The sequence below is a fragment of the Paradevosia shaoguanensis genome (assembly GCF_016801025.1).
GTDB classification, from domain to species: domain Bacteria; phylum Pseudomonadota; class Alphaproteobacteria; order Rhizobiales; family Devosiaceae; genus Paradevosia; species Paradevosia shaoguanensis.
Window position 1 is genome coordinate 858,115 of sequence record NZ_CP068983.1, and the last position, 17,328, is coordinate 875,442.

General features: G+C 64.5%; 18 protein-coding genes. 6 read left to right on the forward strand and 12 right to left on the reverse strand.

Annotated elements, in window-relative coordinates; all coding sequences use genetic code 11:
* Window position 1: 1 nt before the first annotated feature.
* The 3 genes from ygfZ to JNE37_RS03975 all read left to right on the forward strand — a co-directional run bounded on the left by ygfZ (window position 2) and on the right by JNE37_RS03975 (window position 2,020).
* Window positions 2-826, forward strand: coding sequence for a CAF17-like 4Fe-4S cluster assembly/insertion protein YgfZ (ygfZ, locus tag JNE37_RS03965; protein WP_203065387.1), 825 nt, complete (start codon window positions 2-4; stop codon window positions 824-826).
* Between the two features lie 31 nt (window positions 827-857).
* Window positions 858-1,466, forward strand: coding sequence for an HD domain-containing protein (locus tag JNE37_RS03970; protein WP_035028071.1), 609 nt, complete (start codon window positions 858-860; stop codon window positions 1,464-1,466).
* 128 nt (window positions 1,467-1,594) lie between these two features.
* On the forward strand, window positions 1,595-2,020 hold the full coding sequence (locus JNE37_RS03975; protein ID WP_035028074.1) for a hypothetical protein: 426 nt from the start codon (window positions 1,595-1,597) through the stop codon (window positions 2,018-2,020).
* On the opposite strand, the gene JNE37_RS03980 is transcribed toward JNE37_RS03975, so the two are convergent.
* Together JNE37_RS03980 and JNE37_RS03985 are read right to left on the reverse strand one after the other, a co-directional pair.
* The gene (locus tag JNE37_RS03980) at window positions 2,017-2,892 is read right to left on the reverse strand and encodes a cell wall hydrolase (protein ID WP_203065388.1); all 876 of its coding nucleotides are present in this window, start codon (window positions 2,890-2,892) and stop codon (window positions 2,017-2,019) included. The genes JNE37_RS03975 and JNE37_RS03980 overlap by 4 nt on opposite strands.
* Window positions 2,893-3,168: 276 nt before the next feature.
* Window positions 3,169-5,454, reverse strand: a complete 2,286-nt coding sequence (locus JNE37_RS03985) for a putative PEP-binding protein (RefSeq protein ID WP_203065389.1) — start codon at window positions 5,452-5,454, stop codon at window positions 3,169-3,171.
* A gap of 100 nt (window positions 5,455-5,554) precedes the next feature.
* Here JNE37_RS03985 and ispH point away from each other — a divergent pair, with 100 nt between their 5' ends.
* Both ispH and rnhA read left to right on the forward strand, forming a co-directional pair.
* Window positions 5,555-6,526 carry a 4-hydroxy-3-methylbut-2-enyl diphosphate reductase gene (ispH, locus tag JNE37_RS03990; RefSeq protein WP_035091644.1) on the forward strand — a complete coding sequence of 324 codons (972 nt, stop codon included), beginning with the start codon at window positions 5,555-5,557 and terminating at the stop codon, window positions 6,524-6,526.
* A 64-nt stretch (window positions 6,527-6,590) separates the two neighbouring features.
* On the forward strand, window positions 6,591-7,064 hold the full coding sequence (rnhA, locus tag JNE37_RS03995) for a ribonuclease HI (protein ID WP_035028079.1): 474 nt from the start codon (window positions 6,591-6,593) through the stop codon (window positions 7,062-7,064).
* A 342-nt stretch (window positions 7,065-7,406) separates the two neighbouring features.
* On the opposite strand, the gene glyS is transcribed toward rnhA, so the two are convergent.
* The 8 genes from glyS to JNE37_RS04035 all read right to left on the reverse strand — a co-directional run bounded on the left by glyS (window position 7,407) and on the right by JNE37_RS04035 (window position 15,143).
* Window positions 7,407-9,434 (reverse strand): glycine--tRNA ligase subunit beta, encoded by a 2,028-nt coding sequence (gene glyS, locus JNE37_RS04000; RefSeq protein ID WP_203065390.1) that lies wholly within the window; start codon window positions 9,432-9,434, stop codon window positions 7,407-7,409.
* An 85-nt stretch (window positions 9,435-9,519) separates the two neighbouring features.
* Window positions 9,520-11,433 (reverse strand): DUF2207 domain-containing protein, encoded by a 1,914-nt coding sequence (locus JNE37_RS04005; RefSeq protein ID WP_203065391.1) that lies wholly within the window; start codon window positions 11,431-11,433, stop codon window positions 9,520-9,522.
* A gap of 22 nt (window positions 11,434-11,455) precedes the next feature.
* Window positions 11,456-12,013 carry a LemA family protein gene (locus JNE37_RS04010; protein ID WP_035028088.1) on the reverse strand — a complete coding sequence of 186 codons (558 nt, stop codon included), beginning with the start codon at window positions 12,011-12,013 and terminating at the stop codon, window positions 11,456-11,458.
* Window positions 12,014-12,109: 96 nt separating this feature from the next.
* A complete protein-coding gene (locus tag JNE37_RS04015; RefSeq protein ID WP_035028091.1) occupies window positions 12,110-12,310 on the reverse strand; it encodes a DUF7230 family protein in 201 nt (66 codons plus the stop codon).
* 58 nt (window positions 12,311-12,368) lie between these two features.
* Window positions 12,369-13,295 (reverse strand): glycine--tRNA ligase subunit alpha, encoded by a 927-nt coding sequence (locus JNE37_RS04020; protein WP_152571901.1) that lies wholly within the window; start codon window positions 13,293-13,295, stop codon window positions 12,369-12,371.
* A 58-nt stretch (window positions 13,296-13,353) separates the two neighbouring features.
* Window positions 13,354-13,590, reverse strand: a complete 237-nt coding sequence (locus tag JNE37_RS04025) for a hypothetical protein (RefSeq protein WP_035028094.1) — start codon at window positions 13,588-13,590, stop codon at window positions 13,354-13,356.
* Window positions 13,587-14,432, reverse strand: coding sequence for a S49 family peptidase (locus JNE37_RS04030; protein WP_035028097.1), 846 nt, complete (start codon window positions 14,430-14,432; stop codon window positions 13,587-13,589). Before JNE37_RS04030 ends, JNE37_RS04025 begins: the two co-directional genes overlap by 4 nt.
* 48 nt (window positions 14,433-14,480) lie before the next feature.
* Complete coding sequence (locus JNE37_RS04035) at window positions 14,481-15,143, reverse strand: tRNA1(Val) (adenine(37)-N6)-methyltransferase (protein WP_203065392.1); 663 nt, start codon at window positions 15,141-15,143, stop codon at window positions 14,481-14,483.
* Window positions 15,144-15,366: 223 nt separating this feature from the next.
* On the opposite strand from JNE37_RS04035, the gene JNE37_RS04040 reads away from it, so the two are divergent.
* A complete protein-coding gene (locus tag JNE37_RS04040) occupies window positions 15,367-16,383 on the forward strand; it encodes a polyprenyl synthetase family protein (RefSeq protein ID WP_203065393.1) in 1,017 nt (338 codons plus the stop codon).
* Between the two features lie 39 nt (window positions 16,384-16,422).
* On the opposite strand, the gene moaB is transcribed toward JNE37_RS04040, so the two are convergent.
* Window positions 16,423-16,983 (reverse strand): molybdenum cofactor biosynthesis protein B, encoded by a 561-nt coding sequence (moaB, locus tag JNE37_RS04045; protein ID WP_035028100.1) that lies wholly within the window; start codon window positions 16,981-16,983, stop codon window positions 16,423-16,425.
* Between the two features lie 49 nt (window positions 16,984-17,032).
* Window positions 17,033-17,269 (reverse strand): DUF2798 domain-containing protein, encoded by a 237-nt coding sequence (locus JNE37_RS04050; RefSeq protein ID WP_246513505.1) that lies wholly within the window; start codon window positions 17,267-17,269, stop codon window positions 17,033-17,035.
* Window positions 17,270-17,328: the final 59 nt, after the last annotated feature.

The following is a 17,328-nucleotide window of genomic DNA, read 5'->3' on the forward strand; positions in this document are numbered from 1 at the left end:
AATGTCCGTCACTCTTCGTTCCGATCGCGCCGTGCTCCGCTTCTCGGGGCGCGATGCTCAGAAGCTGCTCAACGACGTCATCACCGGCCATGTCGAGGCTTCGCAAGGCCCCGCGCGCTGGTGGGCGCTGCTTTCGGCGCAGGGCAAGATTCAGGCGGAAGGCCTTATCGGCTGGGCGGAAGACGCGTTCTGGCTCGACGTCCACAATTCGGTGGCAGACGATTTCTTCAAGCGCATGCGGCTCTACAAACTGCGTGCCGAGGTAACCATCGAAGACAAGCGCGCTACCCACCGCGTCGGGTGGAGCCCCGAGGCTCCTGCCGAAGGCATCGTCCACGCCGATGCTCGCGCCGAAGGGCTGGGCTTCCGCGTCATCGATACGATCGAAGTCGCCGAGGGTTGGGACGCGGACATCACGCCCTATCTCGACGCCCGGATCGCCGCCGGCATCCCCGAGCAGGGCGCCGATTTCCCCGCCGATTCCACCTTCGCCCACGATGCGGCCATGGACATCCTGGGCGGCATCGACTTCGACAAGGGCTGCTATGTCGGCCAGGAAGTCGTGTCGCGCATGAAGCATCGCGGCACCGCGCGCCGCCGTCCGGTGATCGCAACGATCGCTACGGGGGAGGTCGGTATGCCCGTGCTCGCAGGCGAGCGCGATGCCGGCGCCATCGGCGCTGTCGCCAATGGCAAGGCGGTCGGCATCGTCCGTCTCGACCGCATCACCGATTCCGCGCCAACCAGTGTCGGCGGCCAGCCGGCGCAGCTCACTCTCCCCGCATGGGCCACCTATGCATTTGGAGAATCGGCGGCGAACGAATAGGAAACGGGAACCACCTTCCTCCGGGGGCGAAATGGCGCGCGCGACCACCCGAGCCTGGCAGCGTATGCTTTCGGGCCGCAGGCTCGATATCCTCGATCCGTCACCGCTCGATGTCGAATTGTCCGACATCGCGCATGGTCTGGCGCGCGTGGCGCGCTGGAATGGCCAGACGCAGGGCGACTACCCGTTCTCGGTGGCCCAGCATTCCGTGCTGGTGATGGAAATCCACCGGGCACTCAACCCGGAATGCACGCCGCATTCCTCGCTCTATGCGCTGCTCCACGATGCCCCTGAATACGTGATGGGCGACCTTATCTCGCCCTTCAAGGCCGCTATCGGCGGGAACTACAAGGATATCGAGCATCGCCTGCTGGGCGCTGTCCACGTGCGTTTCTCGCTTCCCGCCCATCCACCGGCAACATTGGTCAAGCAGATCAAGGCGGCCGATCGCGAGGCGGCATTCTTCGAGGCTGTGAACCTTGCCGGTTTCGACCGCGACGAGGCCCGGCGGCTTTTTGGCGAGCCTACCCTCCCCGCCTTCGATTTCGACCAGTTCGAGCGGCTGATCCGTCCCTGGCCGACGCGCGAGGCGCACGATCGGTTCGTGGCCGCTTTCGAAGCTCTCAGCGCCGGCGCCTGACCCCAAATCCCCTGCGAAATTAACGCTATCGGGCGATGGGCTTTGCCACGCCGCAACGCTTATGGTTGATAAAGAGTTAAGAACATGCGCGACTAGGACGCTGAACTGTCCTGTTTTGGGAGAGCGACATGGGACTGAACCTGAAGACGGTTCTCGCCGGAACACTGGTGGTCGGCTCGCTATCTCTGGCCGGTGCCGCGCTGGCCGACGGGATGCTCGCGCCGAGCTATGATCCGTCCAAGCTCGTGATCTTCAACGACACGCTGTTCTCGGTCCGCACGGAGCCGAGCGTTTCGACCGATGCACTCAGCACCGCCGTGATCCGCAAGATCGAGTTCGGCCGCACGACCTTCGTTACGGTTACGACCACGGCCAGCGGCACCTATTCGACCGATGGCCTCTATTCCCCGCACTTCCGCTATCCGGGCATCCATGTTCGCCCGCTGACCGGCCAAGGCACGCCCATCAAGAGCGTGGCCTTCTGGTCCGATCAGTCCGGCTGGGTCTCGGCACCGCTCCTCAATGCAGGCTCGGTGCTGGTACTGGGCAATTAGCCCGCGCGCGTCTTGAACCGATAGAAGACATGGAGGCCGATCTTGGTCACCCGCTTCAGGCGCGGAGCCCAATCCGGATAGACGTAGCTGGCGTGGTAGTGCGTCGCGTTGGCCACTTCGGTCAGATAGAGTTCGCCATCGGTTACCTTGCGGGCGATCTCCTGCGCCTGCGCCCATGACTTCTGGTCATTGATCGTCTCGGGAATGCCATCGCAGGCAAACGAGAACTGACAGGCATTGCGCCGCTCTTCACCCTGGAACACCACGCCGCAGATCGTCTTGGGGTAGAGGCGATGCTTGAGGCGGTTCATCACCACCTGGGCCACGGCGACCTGGCCGCGATAGCTCTCGCCGCGCGACTCGAAATAGACGGCCTGCGCCATGCACCAGAGGTCGCGCTCGGAATATTTGGATTCGGCCGGGGCGGTGTCGAAGCTCGTGACCGGGGCCATCTCGCGGGCATAGGCCAGTTGGCCGGACTGCGCGGCGGGCATCGGGACCGAGAAATCGATGGCCCGCAGGGCTTCCGAGCTGGCCGGATCGATCGAGGCGACCTCGATCGGACGCGGCATCACCGCGACATAGGGATCGCTCGACTTGGCCTTGGCCGGGTCCTTGGCGGCAGCGGCGGCCGCCATGCGAATGCGGGTCTGCTCGAAGGACTTGGTCAGCGCCAGCGCATCGACGTTGATGCGGGCGCGATCCTGCTTGAGTACGCGATTGGGGCCGGTGAACTCGGCGGTCTTGAAGAGATTGTCGACCGAGCCGGTGATGACGACCTTGTCACCCGAATAGGTCAGGGTCGCCGCCGGGGCGGCGGCAACGGGCATCTGGACTTCGCCATAGGCTGGAGCCTGGGCGCCGCCGATCATTACCGCGTAGCCGGTAAGGCAAAAAACAGCCGCCGCCAGGATTTTGGCAGCGGGGGATCGGGGCCGAGCCGCATAGGCTCTCGCTGGCCGGGTTCGCAGGGCCATGTACGCTGTTACTCACACAACACAACTTTCCGGCAAAAACTCATAAACTGCCGGCAACCCCAATGATGCGTCATTAGGGTTATCGGCCGGTAAACATGCCGATTCGGGCGTGGAAACGGGGATTCCGGGGCGGAAATGCGGCCGGCGGCTTTGTCGCAGGGTTAACGTGGCCTAGTTTTCCACCTGCGCGAGGGCCAGACGCGCCACCGGAACGCGGTAAGGCGAGCAGCTCACATAGTCGATATCGAGCCCGGCGAAGAACCTGAGTGATTCGGGATCGCCGGCATGCTCGCCGCAGATCCCGATCTTGAGGTTCGGGTTCACCGCCTTGCCGCGCTCGATGGCGATGGCGATCAATTCCCCCACCCCCTTCTGGTCGAGCGTGACGAAGGGATCCTGATCATAGAGGCCCTTGCGCTGGTAGGCGGCGAGGAAAGTCGGCGCGTCGTCGCGCGAGATGCCGAAGGTCGTCTGCGTGAGGTCGTTGGTCCCGAAGGAGAAGAAGTCGACGTTCTGCGCGATATCTCCGGCCCGCAGCGCCGCGCGCGGCAGCTCGATCATGGTGCCGAACGAGAAGAGAGCCCGCCCGCTCTGGAGAACGCCGGCGGCCTCGGCAATGGCCATCACGCGCTCGCGGATCCAGGTCACTTCGCTCGCCATCGAGACGAAGGGCACCATGACCTCGACGCTCACCGGGGCAAGCTGGCGGCGCGTTGCGGCCTCGACGCCGGCCATGAGCGCCTGCATCTGCATCTCGAGAATTTCGGGATAGGTGATCGCCACGCGCACGCCGCGATGCCCCAGCATCGGATTGACCTCGGAGAGTCGCTCAAGCCGCTGCCTGAGCTGGCGCACTTCGAGCCCGAGGGAGGAAGCAGTCTCCTCGATGTCCTCGTCGGTGCGCGGCAGGAATTCGTGGAGCGGCGGATCGAAGAGGCGCACGGTGATCGGGCGCCCCCCCATGGTCTGGAACAGCGCCGCATAGTCGCCGGTCTGGAAATCGACGAGGCCGGTCAGCGCCTTGGCGCGATCAGCCTCGTCTTCCGAGAGGATCATGCGGCGCAGTGCCACCATGCGTTCGGGCGAGAAGAACATGTGTTCCGAACGCGCCAGCCCTATGCCTTCGGCCCCGAAACTCAACGCCGTTCGCGCGGCCTCAACGGTCTCCACATTGGTGCGGACGGATATCTTGCGGGAGGAGTCGGACCAGTTGAGCAACGTGCCGATGGCGCCACCGATATGGGGCTGGCTGAGCGGCAAGGCGCCCGCATAGACGCTGCCGTCGCTGCCATCGATGGTGATGCGGTCCCCGGAACGGAATTCGCGGTCGCCGATGCGGCAGGAGAGATCGGCGACGTCGACATGAAGCGACCTGACGCCGGCGACGCAGGGCTTGCCCGTAACGCGCGCCACGACTGCCGCGTGGCTGGTCATGCCCCCGCGGGCGGTGAGGATGCCGGTGGCCGCCTTCATCCCCTCGATATCGGTGGGGCCGGTTTCCGTGACGACGAGAATGCAGTGCCGTCCGCGTGCCCGCACCCGGGCTGCATCCTCGGCGGTGAAGACGACGAGGCCGCTGGCGGCGCCGGGTGAAACGCCGAGGCCCGTGGCGATAGGCTCCGCTTCGTGATCGGACTTGAGCCGCGGGTGAAGCAGTTGCGGCAGGCGGGCCGGGCTGATGGCGGCGACCGCCTGGTCCTGCGTCCACATTCCGCGATTGACACGATCGACGGCCGCTTCGAGCTCGGCTCCCGCCGCGATGGCAATAGGACGCGCCGAAGCCAGCCGCGCCTTTTCACCGTCGATTTCGACGAGGCAGGAAAGGTGCCGGCCGGCCAGTGCATCGAGTTTTTCGACCAGCGCGCTGGCTGCCTGCGGCAGCTTGGGGAGGGCCTGGCCGGTGGCCGAGGCAGGGCCCAGCGTACCGGCGAGCACGTCGCGGGTGAGGAGCGTGCGCAATTGCCCCTTGGCCAGGGCCTGGACGAGAACGATCTGACGCCCCCGCGCCGTTTTGTCGCTGCTGGAAAGCCAGTGCTGGTCCGAGGAATAGGAGTCGAAGGCGTCGCTGATGGCCTTGGCCAGCGGCTTGGCCGGGTCGACCGATTCGCTCTCGCTCTGTGGCGCCGGGATATCGACCTGGGCCTGCATGAGCCCGGCGGTGTATTTCGGCGCGGAGGTTCGCACCACCAGATGAGGCGGCACGCCGTCGCGTCCGACCAACCGGAAGAGCGTCGCCACCCAGTGGACGCGCAGGCGGTCGTCACGCGTGCGTCGCTCGGATTGCAGGGCTTCCCAGGCAGAGCGGGTGATGACGATGGTCGGAACGACCGGCAGGTCGGCCTCGGCGGCGCGGTGGAGCCACAGCGCCTTGCCGGTCAACAGCGCCTCCTGCGCAGGAGATACGATCGCGCGCCCCGTTGCGGGCGCAATCGTGAACATTTCCTGGGCCAGCGTCACCGGGACGACCTCAACTTTCCGTTACGGGCATATTGCCCATGCACCCCGAGCACCGCAACAAGACTTGACTTGGAAGGCCTCAGAAAGCATTTGCTTTCATATGGAAAAAAGGCCGCAACTTGACATTGTGCTGTGCGCACCGCGCGGCTTCTGCGCAGGCGTGGATCGGGCGATCCAGATCGTGGAGCTGGCGCTCCAGAAATATGGCGCGCCTGTCTATGTGCGCCACGCTATCGTGCACAACAAGTATGTGGTGGATGGCCTGAAGGCCAAGGGCGCCGTGTTCGTCGAGGAACTCGAAGAGATTCCCGAGACCGATGCGCCGGTCGTCTTCTCCGCCCATGGCGTGCCCAAGAGCGTGCCGGCCGATGCGCGTTCACGGAACATGTTCTTCCTGGATGCCACCTGCCCCCTCGTCTCCAAGGTGCATGTCGAGGCGCAGCGCCACCATGCGGAAGGTCACGAGATCGTGCTGATCGGCCACCGGGGGCACCCGGAGGTGGTCGGTACGATGGGTCAGTTGCCCGAAGGCTCGATCACGCTCATCGAAACAGTGGCCGATGCCGAGGTGTTCGAGCCGCAGCATCCGGAAACACTGGCTTTCGTTACGCAGACGACGCTTTCGGTGGACGACACCAGCGAGATCGTCGCGGCGCTCCGCCGCCGGTTCCCCGCCATCAACGGGCCGCACAAGGAAGACATCTGCTACGCCACCACCAATCGCCAGGAAGCGGTCAAGCAAGTGGCGCCGGAAGTGGATGCGATGATCGTGGTGGGCTCGCCCAATTCGTCGAACTCGCTGCGGCTGGTGGAAGTGGCCGAGCGGGCTGGCTGCAAGGTGGCCATGCTGGTCGACCGCGCCAACGAGATCGACTGGTCGCGGCTGGAAGGCATTCGTTCGCTTGGCGTTTCGGCCGGCGCGTCGGCGCCGGAGAGCCTCGTGGACGAAGTCATCGAAGCCTTTGCCCAGCGCTACGAGATCAAGGTCGAGAGCCGGGTCACTGCGCGCGAGAACATCGCCTTCAACGTGCCGCGCGAATTGCGGTCGGTCGCCGTGGAAGTGGCGGGCTGAGTTATCCCCGCATTCCCGCCTTCATGGCATCATCCTGCCGGACTTTTGATCCACGGAACCACTCATGTCTGACCTCGTAACGATTCACACCGATGGCGCCTGCTCGGGCAATCCCGGGCCGGGCGGCTGGGGTGCCATTCTCGAATACGGCGGCAAGACCAAGGAGCTCAAGGGCGGCGAGGCCAACACCACCAACAACAAGATGGAGCTCACCGCCGCCATCGAGGCGCTCAACGCCCTCAAGCGTCCATGCAAGGTGGAACTCTATACGGACAGCCAGTACGTCAAGAACGGCGTGCAGGGCTGGATCCACAACTGGAAGCGCAATGGCTGGCGCACCGCCGACAAGAAGCCGGTGAAGAACCTCGAGCTCTGGCAGGCTCTCGACGAAGCCGTGCAGCGGCACGACATTTCCTGGCATTGGGTCAAGGGCCATGCCGGCCACGACCTCAACGAGCGGGCCGACCAGCTGGCTAATGAGGGCATGGCGCCGTTCAAGAAGAATGGGCGCAAGGACGCGATCGTGCCGCCGGTTTGAGGCGGGCGCTTTATCAGCAGTTCGATCAGAAACACAGACCACCTCTCCGGCAAGGCCGAGGGCGGGAGATGGGTCAGTGCGTGCAGAACGATATCTCCCCCCGGCTTTCGCCGGGGAAGAGATCCGCGGAAGGCCTAGGGTCCGTACATCCGACAGATTCCAACGGAAGCGCTGTCCGTCTGCCGCGCGACAACCACTGAACTTCCCCGGCCGCAGAGCCGGGGCCCACGGATTCCTCCACTCAAGTGGAGGGTGGCAATGGGCCCCGGATCAAGTCCGGGGAAGTCCGGTGGTTGGGGCAGCCATCGCAACCTCATCTACCGGTGCAATTGAGTACGGACACTAACCCGCGATCTTCGAGAAGTCGGCCACCAGATGCATCGTGTCGCGCAGGCGGGCGAGGAGCTTGAGGCGGTTGCCGCGGACGACCGGGTCGGGGTCGTTGACCAGCACTGCTTCGAAGAAGGCATCGACCGGGCCGCGCAGGCGGCCGAGGGCAGTCATGGCGCCCTTGTAGTCGTCGGCGGCGATGCGGGCCGAAACGTCCGACCAGGCCTGGGCGACACCGCGGCGCAGTTCGAATTCCTCGGCAACCGGCTCGGCGCCGCCCTCGAAGTCTTCGCCGGCATAGGAGCGCCCGTCCTTCTTCTCCTCGGCGACGAGGATGTTCACCGCGCGGCGATAGCCGGCGAGAAGGTTGCGGCCGTCTTCGGTGCCCAGAAGGTCCGAGAGCGCTTCGACGCGCTGGGTGATCTGAAGGACATCGTTGCTGTCAGCCGAAATGACGGCGTCCACGAGATCATAGCGCGCGCCGGCATCGCGGAGCGAGACCTTGAGGCGATCATGGAAGAACGAGAGCAGGTCCGGCTCGACGTCGAGCGGGAAGCGCAGGCCGTTCTCGGTGATGATGCGGATGACGCCGAGGGCAGCGCGGCGCAGCGCGAAGGGATCGCGCGAGCCGGTGGGCTTCTCGTCGATCGCCCAGAAGCCCTTGAGCAGGTCGAGCTTGTCGGCCAGCGCCACCGCGATGGCCACGGGCTCATTCGGCACCTTGTCGGTCGGACCGAGCGGCTTGTAGTGCATCTCGATGGCATTGGCCACGGCACGGGACTCGCCCTGCCGCTCGGCATAATAGCGGCCCATGAGGCCCTGAAGTTCGGGGAACTCGCCAACCATCTGCGTCACGAGGTCGGCCTTGGCCAGGCGCGCGGCGCGGCGCGCTTCCTCGGGATCGGCGCCGACTACTGACGCGATCTCGACGGCCAGCTTCTCGATGCGGTTGACGCGTTCGAGCTGGGTGCCGAGCTTGGCGTGGAATACGGTCTGGGCGAGGCGCGGCACGCCGGTGGCCAGCGGCACGGCGAGGTCGGTCTCGTAGAAGAACTTGGCATCCGACAGGCGCGCGCGGATCACGCGCTCATTGCCCGCCACGATCATCTCGCCGCCATCCTTGGCGATGGTATTGGCTGTCAGCAGGAATTTGGGCGCCAGGCGTCCGCTGGCATCGCGCAGGCAAAAGCACTTCTGGTTGGCGCGGATGGTCGTGATGATCACTTCCTCGGGCACTTCGAGGAAATCGGGATCGAACGAGCCCATCATGACGACCGGCCATTCGACGAGACCAGCAACCTCTTCGAGCAGGCCTTCGTCCTCGATGACCGTCAGGCCCTGGGCGAAGGCCAGGTGTTCGGCGTCGGACTTGATGATATCGCGGCGGCGGTCGAGATCGAGCACGACCTTGGCGCGCTCCAGCGAGGTGACGTAGTCATCGAACCGCCGGACCTTGATCGCCTCGGGCGCGAGGAAGCGGTGGCCGTAGGTGGTCTGGCCGCTTTCGAGGTCTCCGGCGCCGAAATGGATGACTTCCGGTTCGTCGTTCTCCGTCCCGAAGGTCGCAGTGATGGCGCGCATCGGGCGCACCCATTGCGTGCGGCCGGAGCCCCAGCGCATCGACTTGGGCCACGGGAATTCGGCGATCACCTTGGGCAGCAATTGCGAGAGGATGCGCTGCGTCTCCTCACCCTTGCGCTCGACGACGGCGACATAGAACTCGCCCTTCTTGGGGTCGCTCTCGACCTTGGCCTCGGAAATCGAAACGAGCCCGGCCGACTTGAGGAAGCCGTCGATGGCGGCCTGCGGCGCGCCGACGCGCGGGCCCTTCTTCTCTTCGCGGGTATCGGGCGAACGGGGCGGCAGACCGGTGACGGTCAACGCCAGGCGGCGCGGGGTGGCGAATGCCTTGGCGCCCTCATAGAGCAAGCCTGCCTCGACCAGGCCGTTGGTGACGGCCTTCTTCAAATCCTCCGCGGCGCGGCGCTGAAAGCGGGCCGGGATTTCTTCCGAGAAGAGTTCGAGCAGCAGTTCGGGCATTTGTGAAACCAGCTAGCGGAAAGGCGCGGATTGCCTAGCAAGGGTGGGAGCGATTGTCTATCGCCGCAGAGCGGTGGGCTGGCGATCACCAGCCACCGCCGCCGCCGCCTCCGCCGCCACCACCCGAGCCGCCGCCACCACCGCCACCGCCGGAAAAGGCCGACGAGGAGGAGGATTGCGGCTGCGCGGCGACCATGGCCGAGGTCATGCTGGAGGCGACCGAGGAAACGGTGTTGGAGAAATTGCCCGAGGAAAAATCGCGGCCCGAATACCAGCCGGGCGAATAGGAGGCGACCGTCGCGCCGGCCACCGCGTTGCGGGCGAGCTCGCTCTGGAAGTATTGCGACCAGGGCTTTTCGATACCCAGGGCAATGGCAAAGGGCAGGATGGACTCGAAGCGCTCTATGGTCATCGGCGGCTCGTTGACCATGTTGAGCCGCTCTTTCTCGGCGGTGTTGATGTACATCTTGAAGCCATCGAGATCGTCCATGACCTTGCGGCCCTGCACGGTGGGCGCGCGCAGCAAGATGGCGAAGACGATGGTAATCAGGACAATCGAGGCCGCGGCGAACACCGCGGTATCGACCTGGAAGCCGGAGATGACGTCGGTGCCTGCGCCGATGAGGTTGAAGGCGGCAATGCCGATCCAGATCACGATCACGAAGCGGCTGAAGCCGCCGCCGTTCCAGAAGTTGGAGAAGATCGAGGTGAAAAGGCCAATGCCGATGCCGACGACGACCGCGATGATGAGCCAGAGCGGATCGAGCACCTCGAAGAACACCATGGCGCCCAACAGCAGTACAGCCAGCAGGCCGCCGAGGAAGACGTAGCCGGTGTTGTTGCGAAAGTAGACCTGCCGGTTCTCGTTCTGGAGCGTGGAGATGAACTCGCTGCGCTTCTGATTGAGCTCGGGGCCGGTGGTGGTGTCAACGGTGATGTCGCCCTTGGACTTGAGGTAGCCGAAGAGCATGGCCTCGCCGGGCGGGAGCGTTTCGGCAGGTTCGGCACCAGTCAGGGTGATGCGCAGCTTCTTGGTGGTCTGGTCGATCTTGACCAGGCCCTTGACGCCAAGATCGAAGATCGAGGCGGTAAAGGCGGTCCAGCCATCGCGCTTCCAGCCCATTTCGCTGATGTAGTGGGCGAGAGCGGGCGAGTAGCCCTTGGGCGGGTGGAAGAGCGGAATGATCGTGCCCTTGGGGGGATCGCGGCCGACCAAGTCCCAGGCGAAGAAATTGTAGCCGAGGACCAGCAGCACGGCGATGAGCGGCAGTATGGTATCGCGGTGATCGGAGAGCCAGTAGCCGATGCCGGTCAGTCCGCCGGGTGCTTCGAGCACGCCCTTCTGGAAGGCGAGCGCGACGCTCATGCCTTCGCCGGCGTCGAGCCGGCGGTTGGCCTTGAACGTGGCGGTGTTGTCGCTCGTGCGCGTCACGGTGACTGCCCGCTCGTTCGAGCCAACGGGGCCGGTATAGCCGACAAGTTTGGAGATCACCGCTTCGGCGGGCAGCGTTACCCTGGCGGTGGCCGAGGCGATCGGGAAAGACCAGTAATTGCCGGTGACGTTCCAGTAGAGCTCGTCGTGATCCTCGAAAGTGCGCCCCATGCGAGTCATGGTGTAGCGGACTTCGTAGGTGTGCAGGCCCCGGTCGAGATAGACGTCGGGATTGCCGATGCGGATGCGTTTGAAGTGGTTGTCGAGATCTTCGAGCGCGTAGTTTTCCGCGCGGCCGTCCCGAGTCACGGAAAGGACATCGAGATTGGCGCGCAGCAGCGAACCGTTGGGGTTGGTGAGCGTCGTGGGAATGTCGCGGAAGATGCCGCGCGTGATGCTGAAGCCTTCGGCCTCTACGGTGATGCGTTCGGTGACGTCGACCGTGCCGTCACGGCTCAGCACGATATCGGCGTCAAACGAGCGAATACCCTCGGCCGCCGCGGCGGGCAGCACCAGGGCGACCAGCAGCGCGAAAGCGGCCAGGAGCCGCGTGAGCAGGCCAAGCATGCGCGGTTTCCCTTGCGGCTGGTCAGAACTTGACGGTCGGGACGGCGCGGTCGGCAGCGTTCTCGAGCTCGAAATATTCCGCCTTGGTGAACTTGAACATGTTGGCGATGATCGCCGAGGGGAAGGATTCAACCGCCACGTTGAGATTGCGCACGGCGCCGTTGTAGTAGCGGCGGGCTAGCTGGATTTCGTCTTCGACGCCCTGCAGCGCCTTCTGGAATTCGAGGAAAGTGGTGTTAGCCTTGAGGTCCGGATAGGCCTCGGCGACGGCAAGAAGGCGCCCCAGGGCACCGGTCAGCGCGCCTTCGAGCTTGGCCCGTTCCTCCGGGGTGGCGTTGGAGCCGGCCTGTGCGGCGGCGCGGGCGCTGGTGACCGCTTCGAGCGTTTCGCGCTCGTGGGACATGTAGCCCTTCACCGTTTCGAGCAGATTGGGAATGAGATCGGCGCGGCGCTTGAGCTGCACGTCGATGCCCGACCAGCCTTCCTGCGTCAGTTGCCGGTTCCGCACCAGGTCGTTGTAGAGGTAGACGCCGTAGCCGAGGACGGCGACGACGATGATGAGAATAATCCAGCCGGTCATGATTTTCCCCTGAACGCCAAGCGCAAGCCGAATGCACACTGGCATTGCGGTGCGAGGACTTCAACAGGGCAATAGCTAAGCAAAGTGCTGCTTTTCTTAGCTATTGTCCTGCTCGTCCTCACCAGCGGGAACGGAAAAGGGGAGCTGATGTTCCATCACGCTCCCCTTTGGATGCTTCTGCTTGCGGCTGTAAGCCTTCGGGTTTTTCTCGACCTTGGGTCGAAACTGCCCTTCGGACAATGCCCGGGCGGCCAGGTTAGGTGGCGCGGATTGCTTGCGCGTGAGCTTTATCTTCATCGGAAATCTCCCGTTACGGACGGGAGATAGATAGGCAGCCCGGCGCTAAAATTCTACCCTAGACTGCGCCGCCATTGGCAGTCTGCAGCCAGGCGGCGCCGCAGGCCTTGGCCAGCTCGCGGATGCGCAGGATGTAGCTCTGCCGCTCGGTGACCGAAATCACGCCGCGGGCATCGAGGAGGTTGAAGTTGTGCGCGGCCTTGAGCACCTGCTCATAGGCCGGAACGGCCAGTGTGTGGCGATCGCCGTCCTGGCCCTTTTCGAGCAGCGCACGGCATTCCTTCTCGGCATCCGCGAAATGCTGGAACAGCATGTCGGTGTCGGCGGATTCGAAGTTGTACTTGGAGAATTCCTGCTCGTTCTGCAGGAAGACGTCGCCGTAGGTGACCTTGTCGTTGCCGTTGCCGCCGTTGAAGTTGAGATCGTAGACGTTCTCGACGCCCTGCACATACATGGCGAGGCGCTCGAGCCCATAGGTGATCTCGCCGGAAACGGGCGAGCATTCAAAGCCGGCTACCTGCTGGAAGTAGGTGAACTGGCTCACTTCCATGCCGTCGCACCAGCACTCCCAGCCCAGGCCCCAGGCGCCGAGCGTGGGGTTCTCCCAGTCGTCCTCGACGAAGCGGATGTCGTGTAGGGTGGAATCGAGGCCGATGGCGGCGAGCGAATTGAGATAGAGCTGCTGGATGTTATCCGGCGACGGCTTCAGGATCACCTGGAACTGGTAATAGTGCTGGAGCCGGTTAGGGTTCTCGCCATAGCGACCATCCTTCGGGCGGCGCGAAGGCTGCACATAGGCGGCATTCCAGTGCTTGGGGCCGAGGGCGCGCAGGACGGTTGCAGTGTGCGAGGTGCCGGCGCCCATGGGCATGTCATAGGGCTGCAGGATCACGCAACCCTGCTCGGCCCAGTAACGCTGCAACGTCAGGATCAGGCCCTGGAACGAGCGTTTCGGGTCCATGTTGGGCAGCAGGGCATCGGTCATGGCGGCAAGGGTCCGGCAGGGGAAAGCGCGGCGAAACTAGTTGGCCGCATCCGGACGGTCAAGCGCGCGGACCGCGGTCGTCGCCTTTGTCGCCATTGGCGCGGAAAACGCCATCGCCATCGCGGCGCAGGGTGATGACATCGGGCTGCTCGCGCTCGCGCAGATCGCGCTTGTGCTGCTCGCGATCGATGTCGCGGAACTGCTGTTTCCAGTCGCGCCAGATCTTGCGGATGCCGAAATAGACGGCACCAGCGATCACCACATAAATCAGTACGCGCAGGATTACCGCCGTCACAGCCCGAACCTCGACCAGAGCGCGCGATCTTCGACCGAAGCGATGACATCGCCGGTAATGCCCCCTGCCCCACCGGCGGAAATGCCGATGCGCGGCAGCGATAGCAGCGGCCGCTTGGGCTCGATGAGCTTGAGTTGGACGTCGGCGCCGTAGCGCGTGCGCAGGGTTTCGTGGAGATCGCCGATGGCGTCGATGAGGCCGAGTTCGAGGCCGCGCAAGGCGCTCCACCACTGGCCGGTAAAAATCTCATCGTCGGGCGCTGTCAGCTTGCCCTGACGGCGCGTTTTCACGTGATCGATGAAGACGTGATGGATATCGAGCGCGAAGTCGCTGAGGCGCTGCACGTCCTCGGCCTTTTCGGGCATGAAGGGATCGAGCGTCGACTTGCTCTTGCCAGCAGTATAGACGCGGCGCGTGATGCCGAGTTTTTCGATGGCCTCGACGAACCCGAAGCCGGCCGAGATGACGCCGATCGAGCCGACGATGGACGAGGGATCGGCGATGATTTCGTCGCCGCCAACGGCAATGAAATAGCCGCCCGAGGCCGCTGCATCCTCGACGAAGACGATGACGTGCTTGCCGGTTTCGTCGGCGAGGTCACGGATGCGCTTGGAGATGAGGCGCGACTGTACGGGCGAGCCCCCGGGCGAATTGACGATGATGGCAATGGCGGGCGCCGCCTTCATGTCGAAAGCGCGCTTGAGGAGCGGACCGACGGCGGCGATGTTGAGCCGGCCGGGGCGAGTGTCGGCGGCTATGACGCCATTGAGGCGAACGACCGGAATGACGGTGCCGCCGCGTCCGAAAAGCTTGCCGATCCAGTTGCGAATTCGTCCTGCCATTAGGCTCCCCCGACTTTCAGCCGGTGATGTAGGCGGCAAGCCTGCCAATTACCAGTGCAGCCGTCCAGTGCCACGGAAGATCGCCTGGAATTCGGGCATGAACGCCTGCCCCACATCTTCGTGCAGCGGCCGCGTCGCCAGCATGCGGAACGGGGCCTTGGAGCCCTTGATGGCGCGGACGAGGATGCGCGAGCAATCCATGCCCCGGCGCGGGGAGAGAGGCAGGACCGTGAGCCCGCCGAAGCGGGCATCGAGCGCGGCCAGCAATTGCGGCAGCACCTGCGCCACGTGCACAAAGATGATCTCGCCGCCCGGCGCGGCGTGCATGGCGGCGGCACGGACCCAGAGTGCGAGCTCTGCGGCATCCATATGGCGCGCCGTGGCGCGACCGGCCTTGGGCGAGATTGTGCCGTTGCTGCCGAAATAGGGCGGGTTGGCGATGACGGAGGTATAGGCATCGGCCTCGACGCCGGCAGCGGCGCGTTCGCTGCCCTTGGCGGTGACATCGACGAGAAAGGCGCGGGCGCGATCGGCCAGGGCATTGTCGCGCAGGTTGATGTGCGTGATGCCCAGTGTTTCCTCGTCGATCTCGACGAGATCGGCCTTGAGCTGAGGCAGATCGGCCATGGCCACCATGCCGGCGACACCGACCCCGGCTCCCATATCGAGCAGGCGCGTGCTGGCGGGATTCACGGCGGCACCGAGAATCACGGAATCGACGCCTGCGCGAAAACCGTGGCCAGGTTGCGACACAACCAGGCGGCCGCCCAAAAAGGCATCGCGCGTCAGCGTTTGGTGTTTTACAAAGTCGTTAGGCTGGTCTAGGGACATCGCACCCTTCGGGCAGGGGTTTTGCTTGGTTGCGGCCCAGCATATAACGCGCCTGCTCCGGCTCAACGACAATTGCCGGGCTCACGGCAAACGCGAGTAAACAATGGCCTTGTCGGCGACAGCAGAAAACGAACTGGCCGGTCCCAATGCGATGGACCGCCTGCTGACCGCAACGCAAGCGGAAATGAGCAAGGTGAACGCGCTTATACTTGCGCGCGCCGATTCGCACGTGGACATGGTGCCCGAACTCGCCCGCTATCTCATCGAAGCCGGGGGCAAGCGGCTGCGCCCGATGCTGACCGTGGCAGCCGCACTGCTCTTCGGGCGTTCGAACGGCGCCCATGTCAATTTCGCCGCCGCAGTCGAATTCATGCACAACGCGACGTTGCTCCATGACGATGTGGTCGACGAGAGCGACCTGCGCCGCGGCCGGCCGGCTGCGCGCATCATCTGGGGCAACCAGGCGAGCGTGCTGGTAGGCGACTTCCTGCTCGGCCAGGCCTTCATGATGATGGTCGAGACCAAGGACGTCGACGCGCTCGGCGTATTGGCCAAGGCTGCCGCCACGATGGCGGAAGGCGAGGTCTTCCAGCTCGCCAAGACGCGCGATCTTTCGACGACGCCCGCCGAATACGACCAGGTGATCCACGCCAAGACAGCAACGCTCTTCGAAGCGGCGGCCGAGGTGGGAGCAATGGTGGGCGGTGCGGATGCCTCCGGGCGCGAGGCGCTGCGGACCTATGGCGTCGAACTGGGCAACGCCTTCCAGCTGGTCGACGACGTGCTCGACTATCGTGGCGAGGCGGGGACGCTCGGCAAGAATACGGGCGATGATCTGCGCGAGGGCAAGATGACCCTGCCGATCATCCTGGCGCTGGCGGATTCCACGCCGGCCGAGCGCAGCCTCATCGAAAAGGCGCTCGGCGACGCCGAGGTCGCGGACGAGACGGTGGCCCGGGTCGTGGCGATCCTCGAGAAGTACGACACGCTCAACCGGACGGTCGAGAAGGCCCATGCCCATGCCCGCGCCGCGCGCGAGGCATTGCGGGTGCTGCCGGCCTCCGAGATGCGGACGCTGCTGGGCGATGTCGCCGAGTTCAGCGTGGCTCGGGCGTTCTAGCCGGTTCCCTTCCCGGCCGGCTCAGCGATGCCGAAGCCCTTACTTTTCCACTTCGAGGCGCTGCAGGTGCTCCTGCAGGCGCGGCATGATTTCCACGAAGTTGCAAGGCTTGGTGCGGTAGTCGAACTGGTGCCGCAGGATGCCGGTCCAGGCGTCGCGGACGGCGCCCTTGGAGCCCGGGAGGCAGAAGACGAAGGTCTTGCCGATGAGGCCGGCGGTGGCGCGCGACTGGATGGTCGAGGTGCCGATGGTCTGGGCCGAAAGCTGGTGGAAGAGGACCGAGAAGCCGTCCATGCGCTTATCGAAAAGCGGCTCGATAGCCTCGGGCGTGACGTCGCGGCCGGTAAAGCCGGTGCCGCCGGTGGTGATGATCACATCGATATGCGTATCGGCGGCGATGCCCTGGACGCGGGCGCGCAACTGGTGAACCACGTCCGGCACCACGGTGCGATCGAACACGTGGTGACCATCGGCCTCGATCATCTCCCTGAGAAGGGCGCCGCTGGTATCGGTCTCGAGCGTTCGGGTATCCGAGACGGCAATGATGAAAAACGACAGCGGAACGAAGGGCTTTTTGTCGTCACGCTCGGACTTGAACATCATACGCTCCTGGCAATGGAGGTGGCCCGAGACGGGCCACCGGTAAAAATCAGGTCTCGACGATCGCCACCACGATCCGCCGCACGAGCGGAAGGACCGCGAGCAGCGTGGGGAAAGCGACCACCCAGGACATCGCCCAGGCCTGCAGCCAGAAGGGAACCAGGTCGGACGACAACCCGAGCGAGCGAAGGGTTGCGATAAGCGATACGACAAATGTCATGATCAAGGAAAGCACCAGCGGTGTAACCACCGCGGCATAGCTTTTGGGCAAGCGCTGAAAGCGCATAGGGAACGTCTCCGTCATAAGGCCAGCAGGCACCAATCCCGCGGGCAAGTCCCGCTGGG